Origin of the sequence: Nitratidesulfovibrio oxamicus (genome assembly GCF_015731765.1) — a bacterium.
Lineage (GTDB): Bacteria > Desulfobacterota > Desulfovibrionia > Desulfovibrionales > Desulfovibrionaceae > Cupidesulfovibrio > Cupidesulfovibrio oxamicus.
On record NZ_VRYY01000221.1, the window covers coordinates 20,336 to 39,904 of the forward strand.

The 19,569-nt window shown below is 62.6% G+C and carries 29 protein-coding genes; 3 read left to right on the forward strand and 26 right to left on the reverse strand.

The genetic code is table 11. From position 1 onward, the window contains the following. From secY to rpsL, 25 genes are all read right to left on the reverse strand, one after another. Complete coding sequence (secY, locus tag FVW20_RS08765) at positions 1 to 1,314, reverse strand: preprotein translocase subunit SecY (protein ID WP_196609124.1); 1,314 nt, start codon at positions 1,312 to 1,314, stop codon at positions 1 to 3. 3 nt (positions 1,315 to 1,317) lie between these two features. Next, complete coding sequence (rplO, locus tag FVW20_RS08770) at positions 1,318 to 1,767, reverse strand: 50S ribosomal protein L15 (protein ID WP_012611257.1); 450 nt, start codon at positions 1,765 to 1,767, stop codon at positions 1,318 to 1,320. Beyond that, on the reverse strand, positions 1,767 to 1,937 hold the full coding sequence (gene rpmD, locus FVW20_RS08775; protein ID WP_007521049.1) for a 50S ribosomal protein L30: 171 nt from the start codon (positions 1,935 to 1,937) through the stop codon (positions 1,767 to 1,769). The genes rplO and rpmD overlap by 1 nt, the downstream gene beginning before the upstream one ends. Positions 1,938 to 1,946: 9 nt before the next feature. Further along, on the reverse strand, positions 1,947 to 2,438 hold the full coding sequence (gene rpsE, locus FVW20_RS08780) for a 30S ribosomal protein S5 (protein WP_012611256.1): 492 nt from the start codon (positions 2,436 to 2,438) through the stop codon (positions 1,947 to 1,949). A gap of 18 nt (positions 2,439 to 2,456) precedes the next feature. Continuing rightward, the gene (rplR, locus tag FVW20_RS08785) at positions 2,457 to 2,816 is read right to left on the reverse strand and encodes a 50S ribosomal protein L18 (RefSeq protein WP_007521046.1); all 360 of its coding nucleotides are present in this window, start codon (positions 2,814 to 2,816) and stop codon (positions 2,457 to 2,459) included. Positions 2,817 to 2,830: 14 nt separating this feature from the next. Then, on the reverse strand, positions 2,831 to 3,367 hold the full coding sequence (gene rplF / locus FVW20_RS08790) for a 50S ribosomal protein L6 (protein ID WP_196609125.1): 537 nt from the start codon (positions 3,365 to 3,367) through the stop codon (positions 2,831 to 2,833). A gap of 9 nt (positions 3,368 to 3,376) precedes the next feature. Then, a complete protein-coding gene (gene rpsH, locus FVW20_RS08795; RefSeq protein WP_196609126.1) occupies positions 3,377 to 3,757 on the reverse strand; it encodes a 30S ribosomal protein S8 in 381 nt (126 codons plus the stop codon). A gap of 18 nt (positions 3,758 to 3,775) precedes the next feature. Continuing rightward, complete coding sequence (locus tag FVW20_RS08800) at positions 3,776 to 3,961, reverse strand: type Z 30S ribosomal protein S14 (protein WP_007521040.1); 186 nt, start codon at positions 3,959 to 3,961, stop codon at positions 3,776 to 3,778. A 12-nt stretch (positions 3,962 to 3,973) separates the two neighbouring features. Next, positions 3,974 to 4,513 (reverse strand): 50S ribosomal protein L5, encoded by a 540-nt coding sequence (rplE, locus tag FVW20_RS08805; RefSeq protein ID WP_007521038.1) that lies wholly within the window; start codon positions 4,511 to 4,513, stop codon positions 3,974 to 3,976. Between the two features lie 11 nt (positions 4,514 to 4,524). Then, entirely contained in the window at positions 4,525 to 4,848 is a 324-nt protein-coding gene (gene rplX, locus FVW20_RS08810; RefSeq protein ID WP_012611253.1) for a 50S ribosomal protein L24, read from the reverse strand. Positions 4,849 to 4,858: 10 nt separating this feature from the next. After that, on the reverse strand, positions 4,859 to 5,227 hold the full coding sequence (gene rplN / locus FVW20_RS08815) for a 50S ribosomal protein L14 (protein ID WP_007521033.1): 369 nt from the start codon (positions 5,225 to 5,227) through the stop codon (positions 4,859 to 4,861). 9 nt (positions 5,228 to 5,236) lie between these two features. Further along, complete coding sequence (rpsQ, locus tag FVW20_RS08820) at positions 5,237 to 5,503, reverse strand: 30S ribosomal protein S17 (RefSeq protein WP_007521031.1); 267 nt, start codon at positions 5,501 to 5,503, stop codon at positions 5,237 to 5,239. Between the two features lie 4 nt (positions 5,504 to 5,507). Beyond that, complete coding sequence (gene rpmC / locus FVW20_RS08825; RefSeq protein WP_007521028.1) at positions 5,508 to 5,693, reverse strand: 50S ribosomal protein L29; 186 nt, start codon at positions 5,691 to 5,693, stop codon at positions 5,508 to 5,510. A gap of 1 nt (position 5,694) precedes the next feature. Next, positions 5,695 to 6,108: a 50S ribosomal protein L16 gene (rplP, locus tag FVW20_RS08830; RefSeq protein ID WP_012611251.1), complete on the reverse strand. Its 414-nt coding sequence runs from the start codon at positions 6,106 to 6,108 to the stop codon at positions 5,695 to 5,697. Beyond that, positions 6,108 to 6,749, reverse strand: a complete 642-nt coding sequence (gene rpsC, locus FVW20_RS08835; RefSeq protein WP_007521024.1) for a 30S ribosomal protein S3 — start codon at positions 6,747 to 6,749, stop codon at positions 6,108 to 6,110. The genes rplP and rpsC overlap by 1 nt, the downstream gene beginning before the upstream one ends. A gap of 3 nt (positions 6,750 to 6,752) precedes the next feature. Then, positions 6,753 to 7,091, reverse strand: coding sequence for a 50S ribosomal protein L22 (rplV, locus tag FVW20_RS08840; RefSeq protein WP_012611250.1), 339 nt, complete (start codon positions 7,089 to 7,091; stop codon positions 6,753 to 6,755). A 12-nt stretch (positions 7,092 to 7,103) separates the two neighbouring features. Further along, the gene (gene rpsS, locus FVW20_RS08845; RefSeq protein ID WP_007521020.1) at positions 7,104 to 7,385 is read right to left on the reverse strand and encodes a 30S ribosomal protein S19; all 282 of its coding nucleotides are present in this window, start codon (positions 7,383 to 7,385) and stop codon (positions 7,104 to 7,106) included. A gap of 9 nt (positions 7,386 to 7,394) precedes the next feature. After that, on the reverse strand, positions 7,395 to 8,225 hold the full coding sequence (gene rplB / locus FVW20_RS08850) for a 50S ribosomal protein L2 (RefSeq protein ID WP_012611249.1): 831 nt from the start codon (positions 8,223 to 8,225) through the stop codon (positions 7,395 to 7,397). Between the two features lie 3 nt (positions 8,226 to 8,228). Continuing rightward, positions 8,229 to 8,519, reverse strand: coding sequence for a 50S ribosomal protein L23 (gene rplW, locus FVW20_RS08855; protein ID WP_012611248.1), 291 nt, complete (start codon positions 8,517 to 8,519; stop codon positions 8,229 to 8,231). Between the two features lie 11 nt (positions 8,520 to 8,530). After that, positions 8,531 to 9,151 (reverse strand): 50S ribosomal protein L4, encoded by a 621-nt coding sequence (gene rplD, locus FVW20_RS08860; RefSeq protein ID WP_012611247.1) that lies wholly within the window; start codon positions 9,149 to 9,151, stop codon positions 8,531 to 8,533. Between the two features lie 18 nt (positions 9,152 to 9,169). After that, complete coding sequence (rplC, locus tag FVW20_RS08865) at positions 9,170 to 9,799, reverse strand: 50S ribosomal protein L3 (RefSeq protein ID WP_012611246.1); 630 nt, start codon at positions 9,797 to 9,799, stop codon at positions 9,170 to 9,172. Between the two features lie 12 nt (positions 9,800 to 9,811). Beyond that, the gene (gene rpsJ, locus FVW20_RS08870) at positions 9,812 to 10,129 is read right to left on the reverse strand and encodes a 30S ribosomal protein S10 (RefSeq protein WP_007521013.1); all 318 of its coding nucleotides are present in this window, start codon (positions 10,127 to 10,129) and stop codon (positions 9,812 to 9,814) included. Between the two features lie 783 nt (positions 10,130 to 10,912). Continuing rightward, positions 10,913 to 12,988: an elongation factor G gene (gene fusA / locus FVW20_RS08875; RefSeq protein WP_196609127.1), complete on the reverse strand. Its 2,076-nt coding sequence runs from the start codon at positions 12,986 to 12,988 to the stop codon at positions 10,913 to 10,915. 18 nt (positions 12,989 to 13,006) lie between these two features. Next, positions 13,007 to 13,477, reverse strand: coding sequence for a 30S ribosomal protein S7 (rpsG, locus tag FVW20_RS08880; protein ID WP_012611244.1), 471 nt, complete (start codon positions 13,475 to 13,477; stop codon positions 13,007 to 13,009). A gap of 15 nt (positions 13,478 to 13,492) precedes the next feature. Beyond that, positions 13,493 to 13,864, reverse strand: a complete 372-nt coding sequence (gene rpsL, locus FVW20_RS08885) for a 30S ribosomal protein S12 (RefSeq protein WP_007521010.1) — start codon at positions 13,862 to 13,864, stop codon at positions 13,493 to 13,495. Between the two features lie 973 nt (positions 13,865 to 14,837). On the opposite strand from rpsL, the gene sat reads away from it, so the two are divergent. Continuing rightward, entirely contained in the window at positions 14,838 to 16,124 is a 1,287-nt protein-coding gene (gene sat, locus FVW20_RS08890; protein WP_196609128.1) for a sulfate adenylyltransferase, read from the forward strand. A 247-nt stretch (positions 16,125 to 16,371) separates the two neighbouring features. Here the strand turns inward: sat and FVW20_RS08895 are convergent, their stop codons facing one another. Continuing rightward, positions 16,372 to 17,271, reverse strand: coding sequence for a M48 family metallopeptidase (locus tag FVW20_RS08895; protein ID WP_231038985.1), 900 nt, complete (start codon positions 17,269 to 17,271; stop codon positions 16,372 to 16,374). Between the two features lie 248 nt (positions 17,272 to 17,519). On the opposite strand from FVW20_RS08895, the gene FVW20_RS08900 reads away from it, so the two are divergent. Continuing rightward, positions 17,520 to 18,572, forward strand: coding sequence for a hypothetical protein (locus FVW20_RS08900; protein ID WP_196609129.1), 1,053 nt, complete (start codon positions 17,520 to 17,522; stop codon positions 18,570 to 18,572). 439 nt (positions 18,573 to 19,011) lie between these two features. Further along, complete coding sequence (locus tag FVW20_RS08905; RefSeq protein ID WP_196609130.1) at positions 19,012 to 19,557, forward strand: RsbRD N-terminal domain-containing protein; 546 nt, start codon at positions 19,012 to 19,014, stop codon at positions 19,555 to 19,557. Positions 19,558 to 19,569: the final 12 nt, after the last annotated feature.

The following is a 19,569-nucleotide window of genomic DNA, read 5'->3' on the forward strand; positions in this document are numbered from 1 at the left end:
TCACTGCCGTCCCTTGATGCGGGTCTTGTTCATGAGACCCTCGTACTGCCGTGAGATCAGGTGCGATTCCACCTGGGACATGAAGTCCATGGCCACGCCCACGAGAATCAGCACGCTGGTGCCGCCGAAGTAGAACGGCACGTTGAACTGCGCGATGAGGATCATGGGCAGGACGCAGATCGCGGATATGTAGATGGCCCCCCAGATGGTCATCCGGGTAAGCACCCTGTCGATGTACTGCCGGGTCTTGTCCCCGGGGCGGATGCCGGGGATGAACCCGCCGCCCTTCTTCAGGTTTTCGGCGATGTCCTTCGGGTCGAAGATGATCGCCGTGTAGAAGAAGCAGAAGAACACGATAAGGCTGATGAACAGGATGTTGTACATCACCGTGTGCGGCGCGAACCACGCGGCAACCCGCTGAAGCGTCTCGTTGGCCGAGAAGCTGGCGATGGTCGCGGGGAACAGCAGCAGCGACGAGGCGAAGATGGGCGGAATGACGCCCGCCGTATTGATGCGCAGCGGCAGATGCGTGCTCTGCCCACCGAACATCTTACGGCCAACCTGTCGTTTGGCGTAATGGATGGGTATGCGCCGCTGCCCGCGTTCCATGAACACGATGCAGCCAAGCACCACCGCCATCAGCGCCAGCACCAGAATCGCCGTGAACACGCTCATGTCGCCGGCCTTGATGAGCTGGCCCGACTTGACGATGCCGCCGGGGATACCGGCGACGATGCCCGAGAAGATGATCAGCGAAATGCCGTTGCCGATGCCCTTCTCGGTAATCTGCTCGCCAAGCCACATGATCAGCACGGTACCGGCGGTAAGGGTTGCAATGGTTATCATCCGGAAAGCCCAGCCCGCATCCAGCACCACGGGCGCACCCGCGGGGCTGTGCATGTTCTCCAGGCCTACGGCGATGCCGAAGCCCTGGACCACGGTGATGAGCACCGTGGCATACCGGGTGTACTGGGTGATCTTGCGGCGGCCCGCCGCCCCTTCCTCCTTGGCCATCCGCTTCAGCTCGGGGCTAACGACCTGCAGAAGCTGGATGATGATGGAGGCAGAGATGTAGGGCATGATACCGAGGGCGAACACCGACAGATTGCGGAGCCCGCCCCCGGAGAACATGTCGAAGAGGCCGAAAAGGGTGTTCTGGACGCTGGCGAAGAAGTCGGCCAGCGCTCCGGAATCCACCCCGGGAACCGGGACGTGAACCCCGATGCGGTATGCGGCCAGCAACAGGAACGTCCAGAAGAGCTTCTTGCGAAGCTCCGGCAGACGCGCCAGGTTTTCTACACCACTAAGCGCCACGGCTTACCCTTCCAGTGCCTTGGCTTCGCCACCGGCGTTGCGGATCTTTTCGGCGGCGGAGGCGCTGAACTTGTGCGCTTCCACCGTAAGGGCCACGCTGACTTCGCCCACGCCGAGGATCTTCACCGAGGCGCCGGCCTTGCACAGGCCGCGCGCGTAGATGTCTTCCAGCGTGATGTCGGTCTTGCCCTCAAAGGACGCCACAAGGCGATCAAGGTTGATCACTTCGTAGGTGGCCTTGAAGGGGGCGTTCTTGAAGCCGCGCTTGGGCAGACGACGCTGCAGCGGCATCTGGCCGCCTTCGAAACCGGGGCGGACGCCGCCGCCAGCGCGGGCGTTCTGGCCCTTGTTACCCTTGCCGGAGGTGCAGCCGAGCCCCGAACCGGAACCGCGGCCCACGCGCTTGCGCGATGCCCGTTCTTCGGCGAACGGATAGAGTTCGTGCAGTCTCATTATTCACTGACCTCGACCAGGTGCTTGACTTCGGCGATCATGCCGCGAATGGCGGCATTGTCCTCAAACGACTTCTCGCAACGGATCTTTCGCAGGCCAAGCGCGTCAAGAACCTTGCGCTGCTTGGGTTTGCAGCCGATCCAGCTGCGTACGAGCTTCACCTTGATCATGATTGCGTCCTACTTTCTGGGCGCTTCGAGCTTCATGCCGCGAAGCTGGCTCACGTACTCGGCGCTGCGCAGCGAGGTAAGCCCCGCCATGGTGGCGCGCAGCACGTTGTGCGGGTTGTTGGTGCCGATGGCCTTGGCAAGCACGTCGGTCACGCCCACGGCTTCCATGACGGCGCGCACCGCACCACCGGCGATGATGCCGGTACCCTTGGAGGCGGGCTTCAGCATTACGCAGCCGGCGCCGAACTCGCCCAGGATTTCGTACGGAAGGGTGCCGTCCACCAGCGGAATCTGGACCATGTCCTTCTTCGCGCGTTCGGTGGCCTTGCGCAGGGCTTCCGGCACTTCCTGGGCCTTGCCGAGGCCGAAGCCCACGGCACCCTTGGCGTCGCCCACGACAACGAGGGCGCTGAAGCTGAAGCGGCGACCGCCCTTCACAACCTTGGCAACTCGGTTAAGGTAGACAATCTTCTCTACCAACCCGAACTCATTCTGTTCCATGCCAGTACCTACCACCCGTTAGAATTCCAGGCCGCCCTCACGGGCACCGTCGGCAACAGCCTTGATGCGCCCGTGATACAGGTAGCCGTTACGGTCGAACACCACGCGCTTGATGCTCTTTTCGCCAGCAAGACGCGCGATTTCCTTGCCCACAAGTTCCGCCCCGGCCTTGTTGCAGTGCGCTCCGGCCTGGGCCTTGCCGATGGCAAGGGTGGAGGTGGCAACAAGCGTGGCACCGGTGGCGTCGTCCACGATCTGGGCGTAGACGTGCAGGTTCGAGCGGTAGACAACCAGCCGGGGACGCTCGGTGCTCCCGGCGATCTTCTTGCGAATGCGGACTTTGCGCCGCTTTCTGGCATCGTTCTTGGTCATCGTCATTTTCTCATACCTGCCTATTTGCCACCAGACTTGCCGGCCTTGCGGCGAATCTGCTCGTTGTCGTACTTGATGCCCTTGCCCTTGTAGGGTTCAGGCTTACGCACGCGACGGATGCGTGCGGCGATCTCGCCGACCACTTCTTTGCTGGTGCCCGAGATGGTCAGCTTCTGGCCTTCCACCTTGGCTTCGACGCCTTCGGGCATTTCCATGATCACCGGGTGCGAGAAACCGACCGCGAGTTCCACCAGGTTGCCCTTGACGGCAACCTTGTAGCCGACGCCGATGACTTCCAGGGTCTTGGAAAAGCCCTTGGTCACGCCCAGGATGCAGTTGGCAAGCAGGGTGCGGCGCAGGCCGTGCTGGGCACGCGCAGTGCGGGTTTCGGTGGCGCGGGTGATGACGACATGGCCGTCTTCGACCGCGTAGTTCAGTTCCGTGTGGGTAGGGGTGACAAGCACGCCCTTCGGGCCCTTGACCTCGACGGCCTCGGTCCCGACCTTCACTTCGACGCCGGAAGGAATGGCGATGGGGAGTTTACCGATTCGCGACATGTCCGTACCCTACCAGATTTCGCAGAGCAGTTCACCGCCGACCTTGCGGTCGCGGGCCTGCGTGCCCGCAAGGACACCGCTGGAGGTGGACAGGATGCAGATGCCAAGGCCGTTCTGGACCTTGGGGATGTCGGAGGAACCGACATACACCCGGCGGCCGGGCTTGCTCACCCGCTTCAGACCGGAAATGACCGGCTTGCCTTTGAAATACTTGAGGGAGATCTTGATCTCGGCCTCTTCCGTCGCCACATCTTCGATGTAGCCTTCCTGCTTCAGGATGGCGGCGATGGATTCCTTGATCTTCGAGCGCGGCACACTCACTTCCTTGTGCAGGGCCAAGTGTGCGTTGCGGATACGCGTAAGCATATCAGCAATAGGATCAGTCAGCATTCCTTACTCCTTGGTGACTTACCAGCTCGACTTGCGAACGCCGGGCAGTTCGCCGCGCAGGGCCATGTTGCGGAAGCAGATACGGCAAAGACCGAACTTGCGCATGTAGGCACGCGGGCGACCGCAGACCGGACAACGGTTGTAGGCGCGGGCGGAGAACTTGGGCTTGCGCTGCGCCTTCACTTCAAGCGATGTACGAGACAAAGCCGTTTCTCCTTACTTCTTGAAAGGCATGCCGAGCTGGTCGAGCAGCAGCTTGCCTTCCTTGTCCGTCTGGGCAGTGGTAACGATCGTGATGTTCATCCCCTTGGGGTTGTCAACGCGATCCACTTCCAGCTCGGGGAAAATGGTGTGTTCCTTGATGCCCAGGGTAAAATTGCCCCGGCCATCGAAGCCACGGTCCGGAATCCCTCTGAAGTCGCGCACGCGGGGCAGCGCGAAGTTCATCAGCTTGTCCAGAAAGTCCCACATGCGTTCCTTGCGAAGCGTCACGCGGCAGCCGATGGGCATGCCTTCGCGCAGCTTGAACGACGCGATGGACTTCTTTGCACGGGTCACGACGGCCTTCTGCCCGGCGATGGCGGTCAACTCCTTGATGGCTTCTTCCATCAACTTGTTGTTCTGGCTCGCGGCGCCGAGGCCGATATTCAGAGAGACTTTTTCAATCCCGGGAACCTGCATCGAAGAAGTGTAGTTGAACTCCTTCTGCAATACCGGAACCACTTTCTCGCGGTATATCTGTTCAAGACGCGTCATCGTCTCTCACCCTATCCAATGATTTCGTTGCACTTCTTGCAGAAGCGAACTTTCTTGCCGTCCTCGGTGTAGCGGTAGCCCACCTTGGTGGCCTTGGCGCACGCATCGCACATCACCATCACGTTGGAGATGTCAAGAGGCATCTCCTTCTCGATGATGCCGCCCGGCTGCTGCCGGTACGGATTGGCGCGCATGTGGCGCTTGACCATGTTGACCTTCTCGACAAGCACTCCGTCCTTCTTGGGAAGAACCTTCAGCACCTTGCCGATCTTGCCCTTGTCCTTGCCGGCGATGACGACCACTTTGTCGTCCTTGCGGATACGGAACTGTTTCATTTGTGGGCTCCTAGAGCACTTCGGGCGCCAGCGAGACGATCTTCATGAAGTTCTTGCCGCGCAGTTCACGGGCAACAGGGCCGAAGATGCGGGTGCCCACCGGCTCGCCCTGCTTGTTGAGCAGAACGGCCGCATTGGAATCGAACTTGATGTACGAACCGTCGACGCGGCGAACTTCCTTGCGGGTGCGCACGATGACGGCCTGCATCACGTCGCCCTTCTTCACCTTGCAGTGCGGCAGGGCTTCCTTCACGGAAACGACGACGATGTCGCCCACGGTGGCGTAGCGGCGCTTGGAGCCGCCGAGCACCTTGATGCACGCGACTTTCTTCGCACCGGAATTGTCCGCCACCTGCAGCGTGGATTCTACCTGGATCATCGCAAACCCCTACACGGCTTTTTCGAGAATGGAGACCAGATGCCAGCGCTTGTTGCGGCTGAGCGGACGGTACTCGATGATCTTCACCTTGTCGCCGATGCCGCACTCGTTCTGGGGATCGTGAGCGGTGAACTTGTTGCGGCGGCGCACGTACTTCTTCAGCAGGGGATGCTGCACCAGCGTCTCGACGCGGACGACGATGGTCTTGTCGTTCTTGTCGCTGACGACGATCCCGGTGAGCACCCTGCCCTTGCGGTTCATCAGTTCTTCGGACATGGGCTTACCCCTTTTCCTTCAGGATGGTCAGAATCCGGGCGATCTCGCGCTTGGTCGCCGGGAGGTTGGAGGTCTTCTCCAACTGCGCGGTGGCGTGGCGGAAGCGCAGATCGAACAGTTCCTTGCGGGATTCGGCCAACTTGTCCTTGAGCTGTTCAGCGCTGAGCTTTCTCAGTTCTGCGGCGTTCATTCTAGAGGCCCTCCCGCACGACAATGGTCGTCTTGATGGGGAGCTTGTGGGCGGCGCGCGTCAGAGCTTCCTTGGCCAGCTCCAGGCTGACGCCCTTGATTTCGTAAAGCACGCGGCCCGGCTTCACCGGAGCGCACCAGCCCACCGGGGCGCCCTTACCGGAACCCTGGCGGGTTTCGAGGGGCTTGGCGGTGACCGGGTGGTCGGGGAAGATGCGGATCCAGACCTTACCGCCGCGCTTGATGTGGCGCATCATGGCGATACGGGCGGCCTCGATCTGCTGGCTGGACAGCTTGCCGTGTTCTACTGCCTTAAGACCGATATCACCGAAGGAGACAGTGGCGCCGCGGGTGGCCATGCCACGCAGACGGCCCTTCTGCCACTTGCGGAATTTAACCTTTCTGGGGCTCAGCATTACTGTTCTACCTCGTTGTCCAGAATTTCACCCTTGAAAATCCAGACCTTGACGCCGATCACCCCGTAAGTGGTGCGGGCCTCGGCAAAACCGAAGTCGATGTCGGCACGCAGGGTCTGCAGGGGCACCCGACCATCGCGGTACCATTCGGTACGGGCGATTTCGGCCCCGGCGAGGCGGCCGGAACAGGTCACCTTGATGCCTTCGGCGCCAAACTTGCGCGACATGGACACCGTGCGCTTCATGGCGCGACGGAAGGCCACGCGGCGTTCAAGCTGCAGCGCGATGTTTTCGGCAACGAGCTGGGCTTCCACTTCGGGGCGACGGATTTCGTTCACCTCGATGGAGAACTCGCGCTTGAACTTCTTGCGCAGGTCGCCACGGAGCTTTTCGATTTCCACGCCCTTGCGGCCGATGACGATGCCCGGACGCGCGGTGGAGAGGATCAGCCGCACCTTGCCGCCGGCACGCTCGATCTCGATCTTGGAAAGACCGGCGTGGTACAGCGTCTTCTTCACGAACTTGCGGATGTTGTGATCCTCGAAGACGAAGCCGGGGTATTCCTTCTTGCTGAACCAGCGCGACTGCCAGTTCTTGTTGTACCCCAGCCGGAAGCCGTAAGGATGTACTTTCTGACCCATAACCTATTCCTGCCCTTCTGCGAGAATCACGGTGATGTGGCTGGTACGCTTCCGGATCTTGGTGGCGCGACCCTGCGCACGCGGAAGAAACCGCTTCCAGGTGGGGCCTTCGTTGATGACGATCTGCTTCACGACCATGGCGTCCACGTCGATGCCGGGCAGCTGCTCGGCGTTGGCGAGGGCCGAACGAAGCACGCCGAAGATGATGTCGGCGGGCTTGTTGGGCGTGAACTTCAGGATATTCATGGCGTCTTCGACAGGCAGCCCGTTCACGTTCTGGGCAACCAGGCGGGCCTTACGCGGCGACACACGCATGAATTTCGCGGTGGCTCTCGATTCCATCGGATTCACCCACTACTTCTTTGCTTTGCTCTTCTTGTCCGCGGCATGCCCGTAGAACGTGCGGGTCGGGGCGAATTCGCCCAGCTTGTGACCCACCATGTTCTCGGTGACGAACACGGGAATGAACTTCTTCCCATTGTGGACCGCGAACGTCAGGCCGACCATCTCGGGAGCGATGGTGGACCGACGCGACCACGTCTTGATGACGCGGCGGTCGCTGTTCGACACGGCCAATTCCACTTTCTTGATCAGATGGTCGTCGATGAACGGACCTTTCTTCAGGGATCTGGGCATGCTCTACTCCTACTTCTGACCGCGACGCTTGACGATGAGCTTCGTGGAAGCCTTCTTGCGATCGCGGGTCTTGTACCCCTTGGTAGGCACGCCCCACGGGGTCACCGGATGGCGACCGCCGGAGCTGCGGCCTTCACCACCACCCAACGGGTGGTCGATGGGGTTCATGGCGACGCCGCGGACCTTGGGACGACGACCGAGCCAGCGATTGCGGCCCGCCTTGCCCAACGAGATGTTCTCGTGGTTCACGTTGCCGACCTGGCCGATGGTGGCGCAGCAGGCCGCAAGCACCTTGCGCACTTCGCCCGAAGGCATGCGCAGGAGGGCATACTTGCCTTCCTTGGCCACCAGCTGGGCGTAGGTACCGGCGGCGCGGCAGAACTGGCCGCCACGACCGGGGTAGAGCTCGATGTTGTGCAGCACGGTACCGACCGGGATGCGGGCCATGGGCATGGCATTGCCAGGCTTGATGTCCGCGCCTTCGCCAGCCTGCACCATGTCGCCCTGCTTGATGCCGAGCGGGGCGAGGATGTAGCGCTTCTCGCCATCCGCATAGTGCAACAGCGCGATGCGGGCGGTACGGTTGGGGTCGTACTCGATGTGCGCGACGGTGGCCGCGATACCGAGCTTGTTACGACGGAAGTCGATGATGCGGTACAGGCGCTTGTGACCGCCGCCGCGACGGCGCATGGTCACGCGGCCATTGTTGTTGCGACCGCTCTTCTTGGTCAGCCCTTCGGTAAGGGACTTCTCGGGCGTGCTCCTGGTGACTTCCTCGAAATCCGAGACGGTCTGGAAGCGGCGACCGGGAGATGTCGGTTTCAGCTTACGAACAGCCATTGCTTACACTCCCTCGAAGAATTCGATTTTTTCGCCGGGAGCCAGGGTCACATAGGCCTTCTTGCAGCCGGAGATCCGGCCCACGACGCGGCCCTGACGGACCTTGTCGGAAGGCTTCTTGGTGATGACGTTGACGTCGGTCACCTTGACCTTGAAGGCGGCTTCGACGGCCTTCTTGATTTCGATCTTGTTGGCCCGGGGGTTCACGAAGAACACGACCTGCTGGGCCTGTTCCTTCACGAAGGTGGCCTTTTCGGACACCAGGGGCTTCACGAGAATCTGTGTATAATCCATGACCAACCTCCCTACTTCAGCCTGGCCTGGACGGATTCGACGGCGCCCTCGAACATCACCAGCTTCGGGTGCTTCAGAATCTCGTAGACGCTGAGCTGGTCGGCGGTGATCAGGGTAATGCCGGGAATGTTGCGGGCCGAAAGGGCGAGGGTGGTATCCGCTTCGGCGGTAATGACCAGGGCCTTTTCGAGGCCCAGGGCACCGGCCACCTTGGCGAACAGCTTGGTCTTGATCTCGGGCAGTTCGATGCCCTTGACCACCATCAGGTTCTCGCCGGCAAGCCGCGAGCTGAGCGCCATTTTCAGGGCCAGCTGACGGACCTTCTTGTTCACCTTGAAGCCGTACTCGCGGGGCTGGGGGCCGAAAATGACGGCCCCGCCACGCCAGATGGGCGAGCGGTTCGAACCGGAACGTGCGCGGCCGGTGCCTTTCTGGCGCCAGGGCTTTGCACCGCCGCCGGAGACGAAGGCGCGGGTCTTGGTGGCATGGGTGCCGGAGCGCAGCCCGGCGCGGTGCGCACGGACCACGAGATTGAGAATCTCAGGCTTCACCTCGACCTCGAACACCTCGGGAGCGAGCGTCAGTTCGCCGGCTTCCTTCTTGTTCTGATCGTATACTTTCACCACAGCCATGTGATCATCCTCATTTCGTTACTGCTTGCGCACCAGAACCAGGCCGTTCTTGGGGCCGGGAACGGCACCCTTCACCAGAATGACGTTATCTTCGGCGCGGATGTCGACGATCTCGAGATTCTTGACCGTCACGCGCTCGTCACCCCAGTGGCCAGCCATCTTCTTGCCCTTGAACACATGGCCCGGGAAGGTGTTGTTACCGATGGAACCACCGGAACGATGCACCTTTTCGCAGCCGTGCGTGTCCTTGGAGCCGGCGAAGTTCCAGCGGCGCATGACGCCCTGGTACCCCTTGCCTATGCTGGTGCCGGTCACCTTCACCTTTTCGCCAGCGGCGAACAGGGACACGGTGAGTTCCTGGCCGACTTCGAATTCGGCAGGCGCTTCCAGGCGAATTTCGCGGAGGTTGCGGAAAAGACCCTTGCCTGCCTTGGCGAAGTGGCCACGGGCGGGCTTGGTCACGTGCTTTTCCTTGGCTTCCTCAAAAGCGATCTGGACGGCGTCGTAGCCGTCGGTCTCGCCGTTGCGAACCTGGATGACCGGACAGGGACCGGCCTGGATGACCGTAACAGCCACGGCGGAACCATCACTGGCGAAAATGCGGGTCATGCCGACCTTGCGACCCAGGATACCCAATTTCTCAGCCATGACTTCCTCTCACTAGAGCTTGATTTCGACGTCCACACCGGCGGGCAGGCTCAGCTTGCCCAGTGCGTCCACGGTCTGCTGCGTAGGCTCGAGGATGTCCATGAGCCGCTTGTGGATGCGCATTTCGAACTGCTCGCGCGACTTCTTGTCGACGTGCACGCTCCGGTTGACGGTGTACTTGTGAATGTTGGTGGGCAGGGGGATGGGACCAGCCACCCCGGCGCCCGTGTTGCGCGCCGTATCCACGATTTCCGCCACAGCCTTGTCGAGGATGCGGTAATCGTAAGCTTTCAGCTTGATTCTGATACGATCACTGCTAACTGTCGTCATTGTTGATTACTCCGTTATCTGGCAAACGTACCCTTGCCATCCGGCGCCTGACTGCCATGAGGTGAGAGGCAGGGACCGTAGGCTGCAGAGTTCCTCACGTTCGGTGGCGGCACACCGAGACCCGCCATAAGCATCCGGAGCTACGCGATACCCGGACGCCGCTTCCGCGACGCGGGCTCAGGTGGCATATGACGCCATGGCGGCTTGCCGTCCGGCGGGGGACGGGGTGCCGTGATCTTCGAGGATTGGGAGCGATGGAGAAAAAGGCGGGAGGGGAGCCGGCTGGCACACCCAAAGGCCTTCTCGTCGCCTCGCGGCACCGCATTCGCGGTATCCGTCCGGGAAGATCACCCATGTTGTCGCCAGCCTGGCCCAGGCCGGAGCATGCTCCGGCGAGTGCAGGTGGTCCACAGGGGTCACCGAATAGGGCACAAAGTGCCCCGCACGTACAGTACCTTACAGCCCGCCAACAAGGGGTTAACGACGGACTGGAACGGCATGACATAATTGCGGCATTCGGTAACGCCTGCAATTGTCAAAGCTTGGCTTGCGCCAAACGCATCAGGACAGGCTCAACCCGCCCTTCCCCTGCCGTTACAGGGGCCCCCGAAGCTTCGGGGATCACGTTTTTCACACCGGAGAACCGGCGCGAGAGGGATAGATACCCCAGCCGCCTGTCCCCGTCAAGAATTTTTGCAAAAAAAGAGCCCCGGGCAAGCACCCGGGGCTCTGTTTTCTACGGAGTCCTTTACCGATGGCTCCGGCTCTCCACGAGAGGAAGGGCTAGCCCTTCTTCTTGATCACTTCTTCGGCGAGCTGGGCCGGAACCCGCTCGTAATGATGGAACTGCATGGTGAAGGTGGCGCGACCCTGCGTCTTGGAACGCAGGTCGGTGGCGTAGCCGAACATCTCGGACAGCGGCACCTGGGCGCGCACGGCCTGGGAACCCACGCGGGCTTCCATGTTCTGCACGCGGCCGCGGCGGCCGTTCAGGTCGCCCATGACGTCGCCGAGGTATTCGTCGGGGGTCACCACTTCCACGTCCATGATCGGTTCCAGCAGAACCGGCGAGGCCTTGTGGACGGCATCCTTGATCGCCATGGAGCCGGTAACGTAGAACGCCTGCTCCGAGGAGTCGACGTCGTGGTACGAACCGAACACCAGGGTGACCTTGATGTCCACGGTGGGGAACCCGGCCAGCACGCCGCTCTTCATGGCGTCCTGGATACCCTTGTCCACCGGGGCGATGTATTCCTTGGGAATGACGCCGCCGGTGATCGCGTTGACGAACTCGTAGCCCTTGCCGGGGTTCGGTTCGATTTCGATGACCGCGTGGCCGTACTGGCCACGGCCACCCGACTGCTTCACGTGCTTCATGTCCGACTTGGACGAAGCGGTGATGGTTTCGCGGTACGCAACCTGGGGCTTGCCCACGTTGGCGTTGACGCTGAACTCGCGGGTCAGGCGGTCGACGATGATCTCGAGGTGCAGTTCGCCCATGCCCGCGATCAGGGTCTGGCCGGTTTCCTCGTCGCCCTTCACGCGGAACGACGGGTCTTCCTTGGCCAGCTTGGCGAGGGCGGCGGACAGCGCATCGCGGTCGGCCTTGGTCTTGGGCTCGATGGCCACTTCGATGACCGGCTCGGGAATATCCAGCGATTCGAGCACCACGGGGCGCTTTTCGTCGCACATGGTATCACCGGTGGAGGCCTGCTTCAGGCCCACCACGGCCACGATGTCGCCAGCGCCCGCCCACTTGATCTCTTCACGCTTGTTGGCGTGCATGCGCAGCAGGCGGCCGACGCGTTCCTTCTTGCCGGTGGTCGAGTTCAGCACGGTCATGCCGGACTCGATGAAACCGGAGTAGATGCGGAAGAAGGACAGGTGGCCGATATAGGGGTCCGAGAACAGCTTGAACACCAGACCGGCCAGAGGTTCCTTGTCGCTGCAGGGGCAGACGATGGTTTCCTCTTCGTTGTCCGGGTTCATGCCCTTCATCTGTTCGATGTCCAGGGGCGAAGGCAGGAAGGCGACCACCGCGTCAAGCAGCGGCTGCACGCCCATGTTGCGGAAGGCCGAGCCGCAGAACACCGGAACGATGTTGCGGGCAATGGTGGCCTTGCGCACGCACGAGATGATTTCTTCCTCGGTCAGCTCTTCGCCGCCCAGGTACTTCTCGAGCAGGGCTTCGTCCTCTTCGGCCACGGCTTCGACCATGGCCAGGCGCTTTTCAAGGTACAGGTCCATCATGTCGGCGGGCACGTCTTCTTCCGTGAACTCCACGCCCTTGCTGGACTTGTCGAACTTGATGGCCTTGCCGCTGATGAGGTCGACCACGCCTTCGAACTTGTCTTCGCTGCCGATGGGCAGCTGGATGGGGATGGGCTTGGCGCGCAGGCGCTCGACCATCATGTCGACGCAACGGAAGAAGTTGGCGCCGATCCGGTCCATCTTGTTGACGAAGCAGATGCGCGGAACGCCGTAACGGTTGGCCTGGCGCCACACCGTTTCCGACTGCGGCTCGACGCCGGCAACGGCGTCGAACACGGCCACGGCACCGTCAAGCACGCGCAGCGAACGTTCGACTTCGATGGTGAAGTCGACGTGGCCGGGCGTGTCGATGATGTTGATGGTGTGATCCTTCCAGCTGCACGTGGTTGCAGCGGAAGTGATGGTGATGCCGCGCTCCTGCTCCTGCTCCATCCAGTCCATGGTGGCCGCGCCGTCATGGACTTCGCCGATCTTGTGGGAGACGCCGGTGTAATAGAGGATGCGCTCGGTGGTCGTGGTCTTGCCCGCATCAATGTGGGCCATGATCCCGATGTTCCTCTGCCGTTCGAGGGGGACGGTTCTGGACACGATGGGTACTCCGGCGCCCTACCAGCGGTAATGGGCGAAGGCCTTGTTGGCTTCGGCCATGCGGTGGGTGTCTTCCTTCTTCTTCACGGCGCCGCCGCGACTGTTGAAGGCATCAATGAGCTCGGCGGAAAGCTTCGCGGACATGCCCTTCTCGCCGCGCGAGCGGGCATAGTTGATCAGCCAGCGGATGGCCAGAGAGACCTGGCGATCGGGCCGCACGTCCATGGGCACCTGGTAGGTGGCGCCGCCCACGCGGCGGGCCTTCACTTCAAGGTGCGGCTTCACGGACTCGACGGCGCGTTCGAACGCCTTCAGAGGCTCTTCACCGGTCTTTTCGCCCAGGGTTTCGAGCGACTTGTAGAACAGCTTTTCAGCAACGCCCTTCTTGCCGTCGTACATCAAGCGGTTGATGAAACGGGCGGCCAGCCGGCTGTTGTACACCGGATCGGGCAGAATTTCACGTCTGGGGACGGGACCTTTACGAGGCATCGAAATACTCCCTTGCTATTTGGGACGCTTGGCGCCGTACTTGGAACGGCCCTGGCGACGATCCTGCACGCCGGCAGTGTCGAGGGTGCCGCGCACGATGTGGTAGCGGACACCGGGCAAGTCTTTCACGCGGCCGCCGCGGATCATGACGACCGAGTGCTCCTGCAGGTTGTGGCCTTCACCGGGAATGTAGGCGGTAACTTCGATACCGTTGGTGAGGCGCACGCGGGCAACCTTACGCAAGGCGGAGTTCGGCTTTTTCGGGGTGGTGGTGTACACGCGGGTGCACACGCCACGGCGCTGCGGGCAGGCCTGAAGAGCGGGGGTCTTCTTCCGCTTCAGCACTGCCTTGCGCTCTTTGCGAATGAGCTGGTTGATAGTGGGCATTCTGCTCCTCCGTGAAAGTGGATCGGAAACAATCGGTAAAGGCGCATGGGCATAGCCCAGCGCCTGACCGTTGTCAAGCAACATGATACGGAACCCGCCCATCACCTACGGGCAGGTTCACGCCGAACACACGGTCACACGGGCTACCGGACGCACCGCAAGTGCTCCGGTGGGGCGGGGTTCCAGCAGCCAAGCATCCCCGCAAAATCGCCCACCATGGTCCTGAACCCAGTCTCTGTATCCCTTTTCCTTCGGATGGACAAGTTTTTTCGACACCACAGGGTGACCCTTCGTGCATGCCCCCCCCCACGCGCCTTCCGCCCTCACGGAGCACAGTTCTCCAGTCGCCCCCCCTGACACGGGGCATGCCGCATATATATATGATGCATCCGCACGCGCCGCACGCCCTACCCCGCGCGCGCCGCCCCTTGGTCATTTTATCACAACCAAGTTGACAGACAATCGTCACCTTCCTGCTCGCTCAAGCGGCAAGCGCCATGCCCAACCACCGCCCCGGCATGGCCGCCCGGGCGCACACTCCTGCCGGATCAACCACGTGATAACACAGTATATTCACAGAAAAACAGCTAACATCATCCAGTCATGCTCATCCAAAGCCACGCCCCTCTTGCCGCCACCTGGGCACAGCGTCTTCCTGGACGTGGCGCCACTGGGCGTCATCCCGACGCCAGTGCGATTGCCTGCGCCCCTGCGCCGCCCATCCCCCGCCGCCCTTGTGCCGCAGGGTACGCGCCCCCGCCACGGCAAAATCAGCCGCCTGACGCTTTTCTCCCATTTGCCGCTTGACATTATGTAAAATATTTCACAAGAGGGATGCGTGAACGGCGAGATGCACTCCCGAATGCACCGCCGCTCCCGCATGCTTCTCGCACGAGAACAGCTTTTTTCGTACGCCGCCGCCCCCGGAGCGGCGCGCCATGGCAACAACACATTCATTTGGAGGATGGAAGGTATGTCCAAGCTGGTTCCCCCTCATGGTGGTAAGGGCCTCGTCTGCTGCCTGCTCGAAGGTGCCGCCCGCGAAGCCGAACTCAAGAAGGCCGCTGGCCTGAAGCAGATCGAAATCAGCTCGCGCACCAAGGGCGACCTTATCATGATGGGCATCGGCGGCTTCTCTCCGCTGAACGGCTTCATGAAGAAGGCCGACTGGAAGAGCGTCTGCGAAAAGATGACCACCGCCGACGGCACCTTCTGGCCCGTGCCGGTGACCATGGACATCTCCAAGGAAGACGCCGCCGCCGTCAAGGTGGGCGACGAAGTGGCCCTGGTGCGCAAGGGTGAAACCTTCGCCACCATGAAGATCGAAGAAATCTACGAAATGACCGAAGCCGACAAGAAGTGGGAATGCGAACTCGTCTTCAAGGGCGAAGGCCCCGACTCCCAGAAGTTCTGGGAAGTGGCCCTCGAAGACCACCCCGGCGTGAAGATGGTCATGGAACAGAAGGAATTCAACGTCGCCGGTACCGTGAAGGTGCTGTCCGAAGGTGACTTCCCCACCAAGTTCGCCGGCGTGTACAAGCGCCCCGCCGAACTGCGCGCCGAAATGGAAGAACGCGGCTGGGCCAACGTTGCCGCCCTGCAGCTGCGCAACCCCATGCACCGCTCGCATGAATTCCTGGCCAAGATCGCCATCGAAGTGTGCGACGGCGTGGTCATCCACTCCCTGGTGGGCGCCCTGAAACCCGGCGACATTCCCGCCGAAGTGCGCGTGAAGTGCATCGACACCCTGGTCGAAAAGTACTTCGTGAAGCAGAACGTCATCCAGGCTGGCTACCCCCTGGACATGCGTTACGCCGGTCCCCGCGAAGGCCTGCTGCACGCCACCTTCCGCCAGAACTACGGCATCAACCGCATGATCATCGGCCGTGACCACGCTGGCGTGGGCGACTTCTACGGCATGTTCGAAGCCCAGACCATCTTCGACAAGATCCCCTACACCAACGAAGCCTGCCCCGAACCCGGCAAGGCCCTGATCTGCACCCCGCTGAAGATCGACTGGACCTTCTACTGCTACAAGTGCGACGGCATGGCCTCCCTGCGTACCTGCCCGCACGGCAAGGAAGACCGCGTCATCCTGTCCGGCACCAAGCTGCGCAAGGCCCTGTCCGACGGCGCCCCGGTTGCCGACCACTTCGGCCGCGACGAAGTGCTGGAAATCCTGCGCGCCTACTACGAAGGCCTGACCGAAAAGGTCGAGGTCAAGATGCAGCAGGCCGCTTCCGGCTCCGTGATGAAGTAGGCTCCGGCTACTTCAACGCTCGCTACATCGGGGAGGCGCCGCAAGGCGCCTCCCCTTTTTCGTGGATGCGCCGCCCGGCGCGGACGCGATGGCTGCCCTGCGCGCAGGAAAAATGGCCGCCCGTATGGACTCCGGAGGCGGCCACGTTCCCTTGCGCGTGATGGAGACGGGTGGTGTGAACCGAGACGCTGACGCCACGCAGAATGGCCGTCAGGTTGTTCCGGCCCAAAGGCAAAACAAAAGACTTCTAGCGGGCCCACCACGGAACATGCGACCACCCGGAACGCAGCCCCTCGCGCCACAGCGCCGCATCGGGGTCCACCGCGTCCAGCAAGGCATGAAAGCGTGGTGAATGGTCCATGTGCACGGTGTGGCAAAGCTCGTGCAGCAACACGTGGCGGGCCAGTTCACGCGGCAGGAACAGCAGGCTGGCGTTGCAACTGATGGTGCCCCGCGTGGAACAACTGCCCCAGCGGGTCTGCTGCATGCGCACCACGCAGCGCTGGTAGTGAAAGCCGTGCTCCACGGCCAGTCCGTGCAGCCACGGGGCCAGGCGCCGCCGAGCCACGGCGCGCAGCCAGTCGCGCAAGAGATCCACGGCAACACCGTCGCCTGCCCCTCCTTCCGGCACGCGCAGACGCAGTGCTGCGTCCACCTCGCGCAATTCCGGGCGCATGCCCGGCGCAAGTGGTGCGCGGACCACGGCATAACGCGCCTGCACGGCGGGCAGAAGCACCTCGCCGGGCACGCTGCGGATGCCGCCCGGCCCCAGGAACGCCCCGACGCCGGAGGGCATGCCGTGAAAAGCCCCGACGCCAGACCCTTCAGCCGCACCGTCAGCCCCGGGCACCGCCTCGGCCAGCCCGGCCCGCAGCAGGGCTCGCACGATCCATGTGCGGTGCCTTTCCAGCACTTCAGGAATGCGCGTGGCGCTGAATCCGGGCGGTATCACCACCTCAAGCCCGCGCCGGGGCACGATGCGCAACCGCACCCGCCGGGCCCGTGGGCTGGTGCGCACGTCATGCCGGGGCGGCCAGGCAACGTCACAGGGCGAAGGGACGACGTCGGCGTCACCGTCGCCGCGTCCGGCTTCGCGCCCGGAGTCGTTTCCGGTGTCGGGCACTACCCCGGACACGATGCCAGACATGACATTAGGAACGGCATCAGGAACGGCATCAGGAACGGCATCAGGCGCGGCATCAGGCACGGCGCCGCTCACCGTATCAGACGCCGATTCCGGCCATCCGGACCGGATTCCGGCAAACCGCCGCATCAACTCTTTCAGGGGGGACATTGGGCTCATGGGTACGGGGCTTTACCTGTGCCTGTTTAGCGCATAGTATCGCGTCGCCTCGGGCTGGCCTTTACGCAAGACCCGCACTGGAGATTCGAGACATGCTCGCGTCAAACCGTTCCGCCCCCATCTGGGGCGGCTTTCTGCTCGCCGCGCTGGGCGCGGCCTTCTGCGCCTGGGCTGCCATCGCCCCTGCCGAGTCGCTGTGCGTCAGCTCCGGCTGCTCGCTGTACCGCGACCTGACCTTCTGGGGACTGCCCCTGTGGTGGTACGGTACGGGCGCGTTCTCGCTCCTAGCCCTGTTCTGCATCTTCGGCAAGCAGGCCGCCGCGCGCGGTTTCGTCTGGCTGATGCTGGCCGCCGATACGGCGTTGCTGGCGCTGATGGCCCTCACCGCACCCTGCGCGGCCTGCCTGGTGGTGGCCGCGCTCATCGCGGGGGCCTTCGTGGCCATTCCCGGCGAACTGCGCCGCGACCGGCAACAGCGCGTCTCCATCCTGCTTCTGGTGTGGGGCGGCCTGTTCTTTGCCAACGGCGCGGCCCTGGCCACGGAACGCACGGGCGCCTGGAACCTTCAGGGACCGGACAACGCCCCCGTCACCCTGTATTTCTCGCCGTCGTGCCCGGCCTGCCGCCAGGCCATCGCCGCCCTGGCCGGTGCGGCACCGGACACGGTGGCCTATCGCCCGGTGGCCGAAAACGACGACGACATCCTGGCCATCGAACAGATGCGGCGTGCCGTCGAACAGGGCGCGTCCGTGGCGGACGCCCTGCGCAAGGTGGTGGATGCGCCGACCACCGCGACGAACCCGGCAATGCCCCTGTTCGAGCAGGCCAGGCTGCGCTGGAAGCTCCTGCGCAACAAGGCCCGTGTGCTTTCCACCGGCGCGGACCGCCTGCCGGTGATGCAGATCGCGGGCATGCCCCGCCTGCCCTTCGGCCACGGTGCAGACGGCACCCCTCCCGCGTCCGGCCCCGTCTCTTCGCAGGCTCCGCGCCCTGCGGCCCCGCAGCAGGGACCGTCATCTCCGGTGCAGGGCCATGCAGGCAAGCCTGCCCCCGTTCCCGCAGGACAGGACACCGCCCTGCCGTTCCTGACCAACGATTTCGCGGGCTGCGGGCAGACACCAGCCAGCAACGCCACCTGCAACTAGGCGTCGCGCGGGGCTTGCCGTCCCCACGCACCTCGTGGGGATGGCAAAAGCACATCCCCCTTCCCGCCTCCCGAGGCTGATTCGCCAGAAGCCCGGTCGTGAAACGACCGGGCTTTTCCCTGGCCGCGCCCCTCCGGCAGGCACCAGCACCACAGTCGACACAGAGCGTCCATACAGGGCGCCGACGCCCTCGCCCCAAGTTGCCCCCAGTAAATTGATCAACCAATCAGAACCAGCAAGATTTGTTGACCTTTCGGGTGTTTCAGACTATGTGAAAAAAATCATTTTTTCAGACATCGCACTCGCGCGCACCGTACGCGGGGGTTGTCCGGGGAGGCGACGCATCCCCCCTTTTCGCTTGGACAAAGCGTAAAAAACGCCGTATAGGGGGTTGCGCCGAAAGAGGCGTGCCCGCTAACCGCAACGGCAAAGAGTTCACATGACCATCAGGGACCTGCTCACCGAGCACAAGGACGCCATCATCCACAAATGGATAGACGCCATGTATGGCACCTATCCGTTTGACACCGTGGGTTTCCTGCGCAGCAGCAGGGACCAGTTCTCCAATCCCGTGGGCCACACCACCGCGGCATCCGCCGTTGTCATCTTCGACGCCGTCGCAGGCGACGACGTGGACGAGGCCCGCCTTTCCGAGGCCATAGAGGATGTCATCCGCATCCGGGCCATCCAGAATTTCACCCCCGAGCAGGCCGTGGGCGTGCTGTTCGTGCTGAAGACGGTGATCCGCCAGATGCTGCGGTCCGCCATCGTGCGGCACGGGCTGCACGACGGGCAGCTGGAGGTGGAATCGCGCATCGACACCGTGGCGCTTCTGGCCTTCGGCAAGTATGCCGCATGTCGCGAGCGCCTGCACATGATGAAGGTAGACGACTTCAAACGTGGATACGCCCAGCTCCTGCGCAGGGCTGAACGTATATTGGACAAGCCGGTAGGGGAACCGGACACGCAGAAACCGATAGCCTAGCAGCGAGGTAAC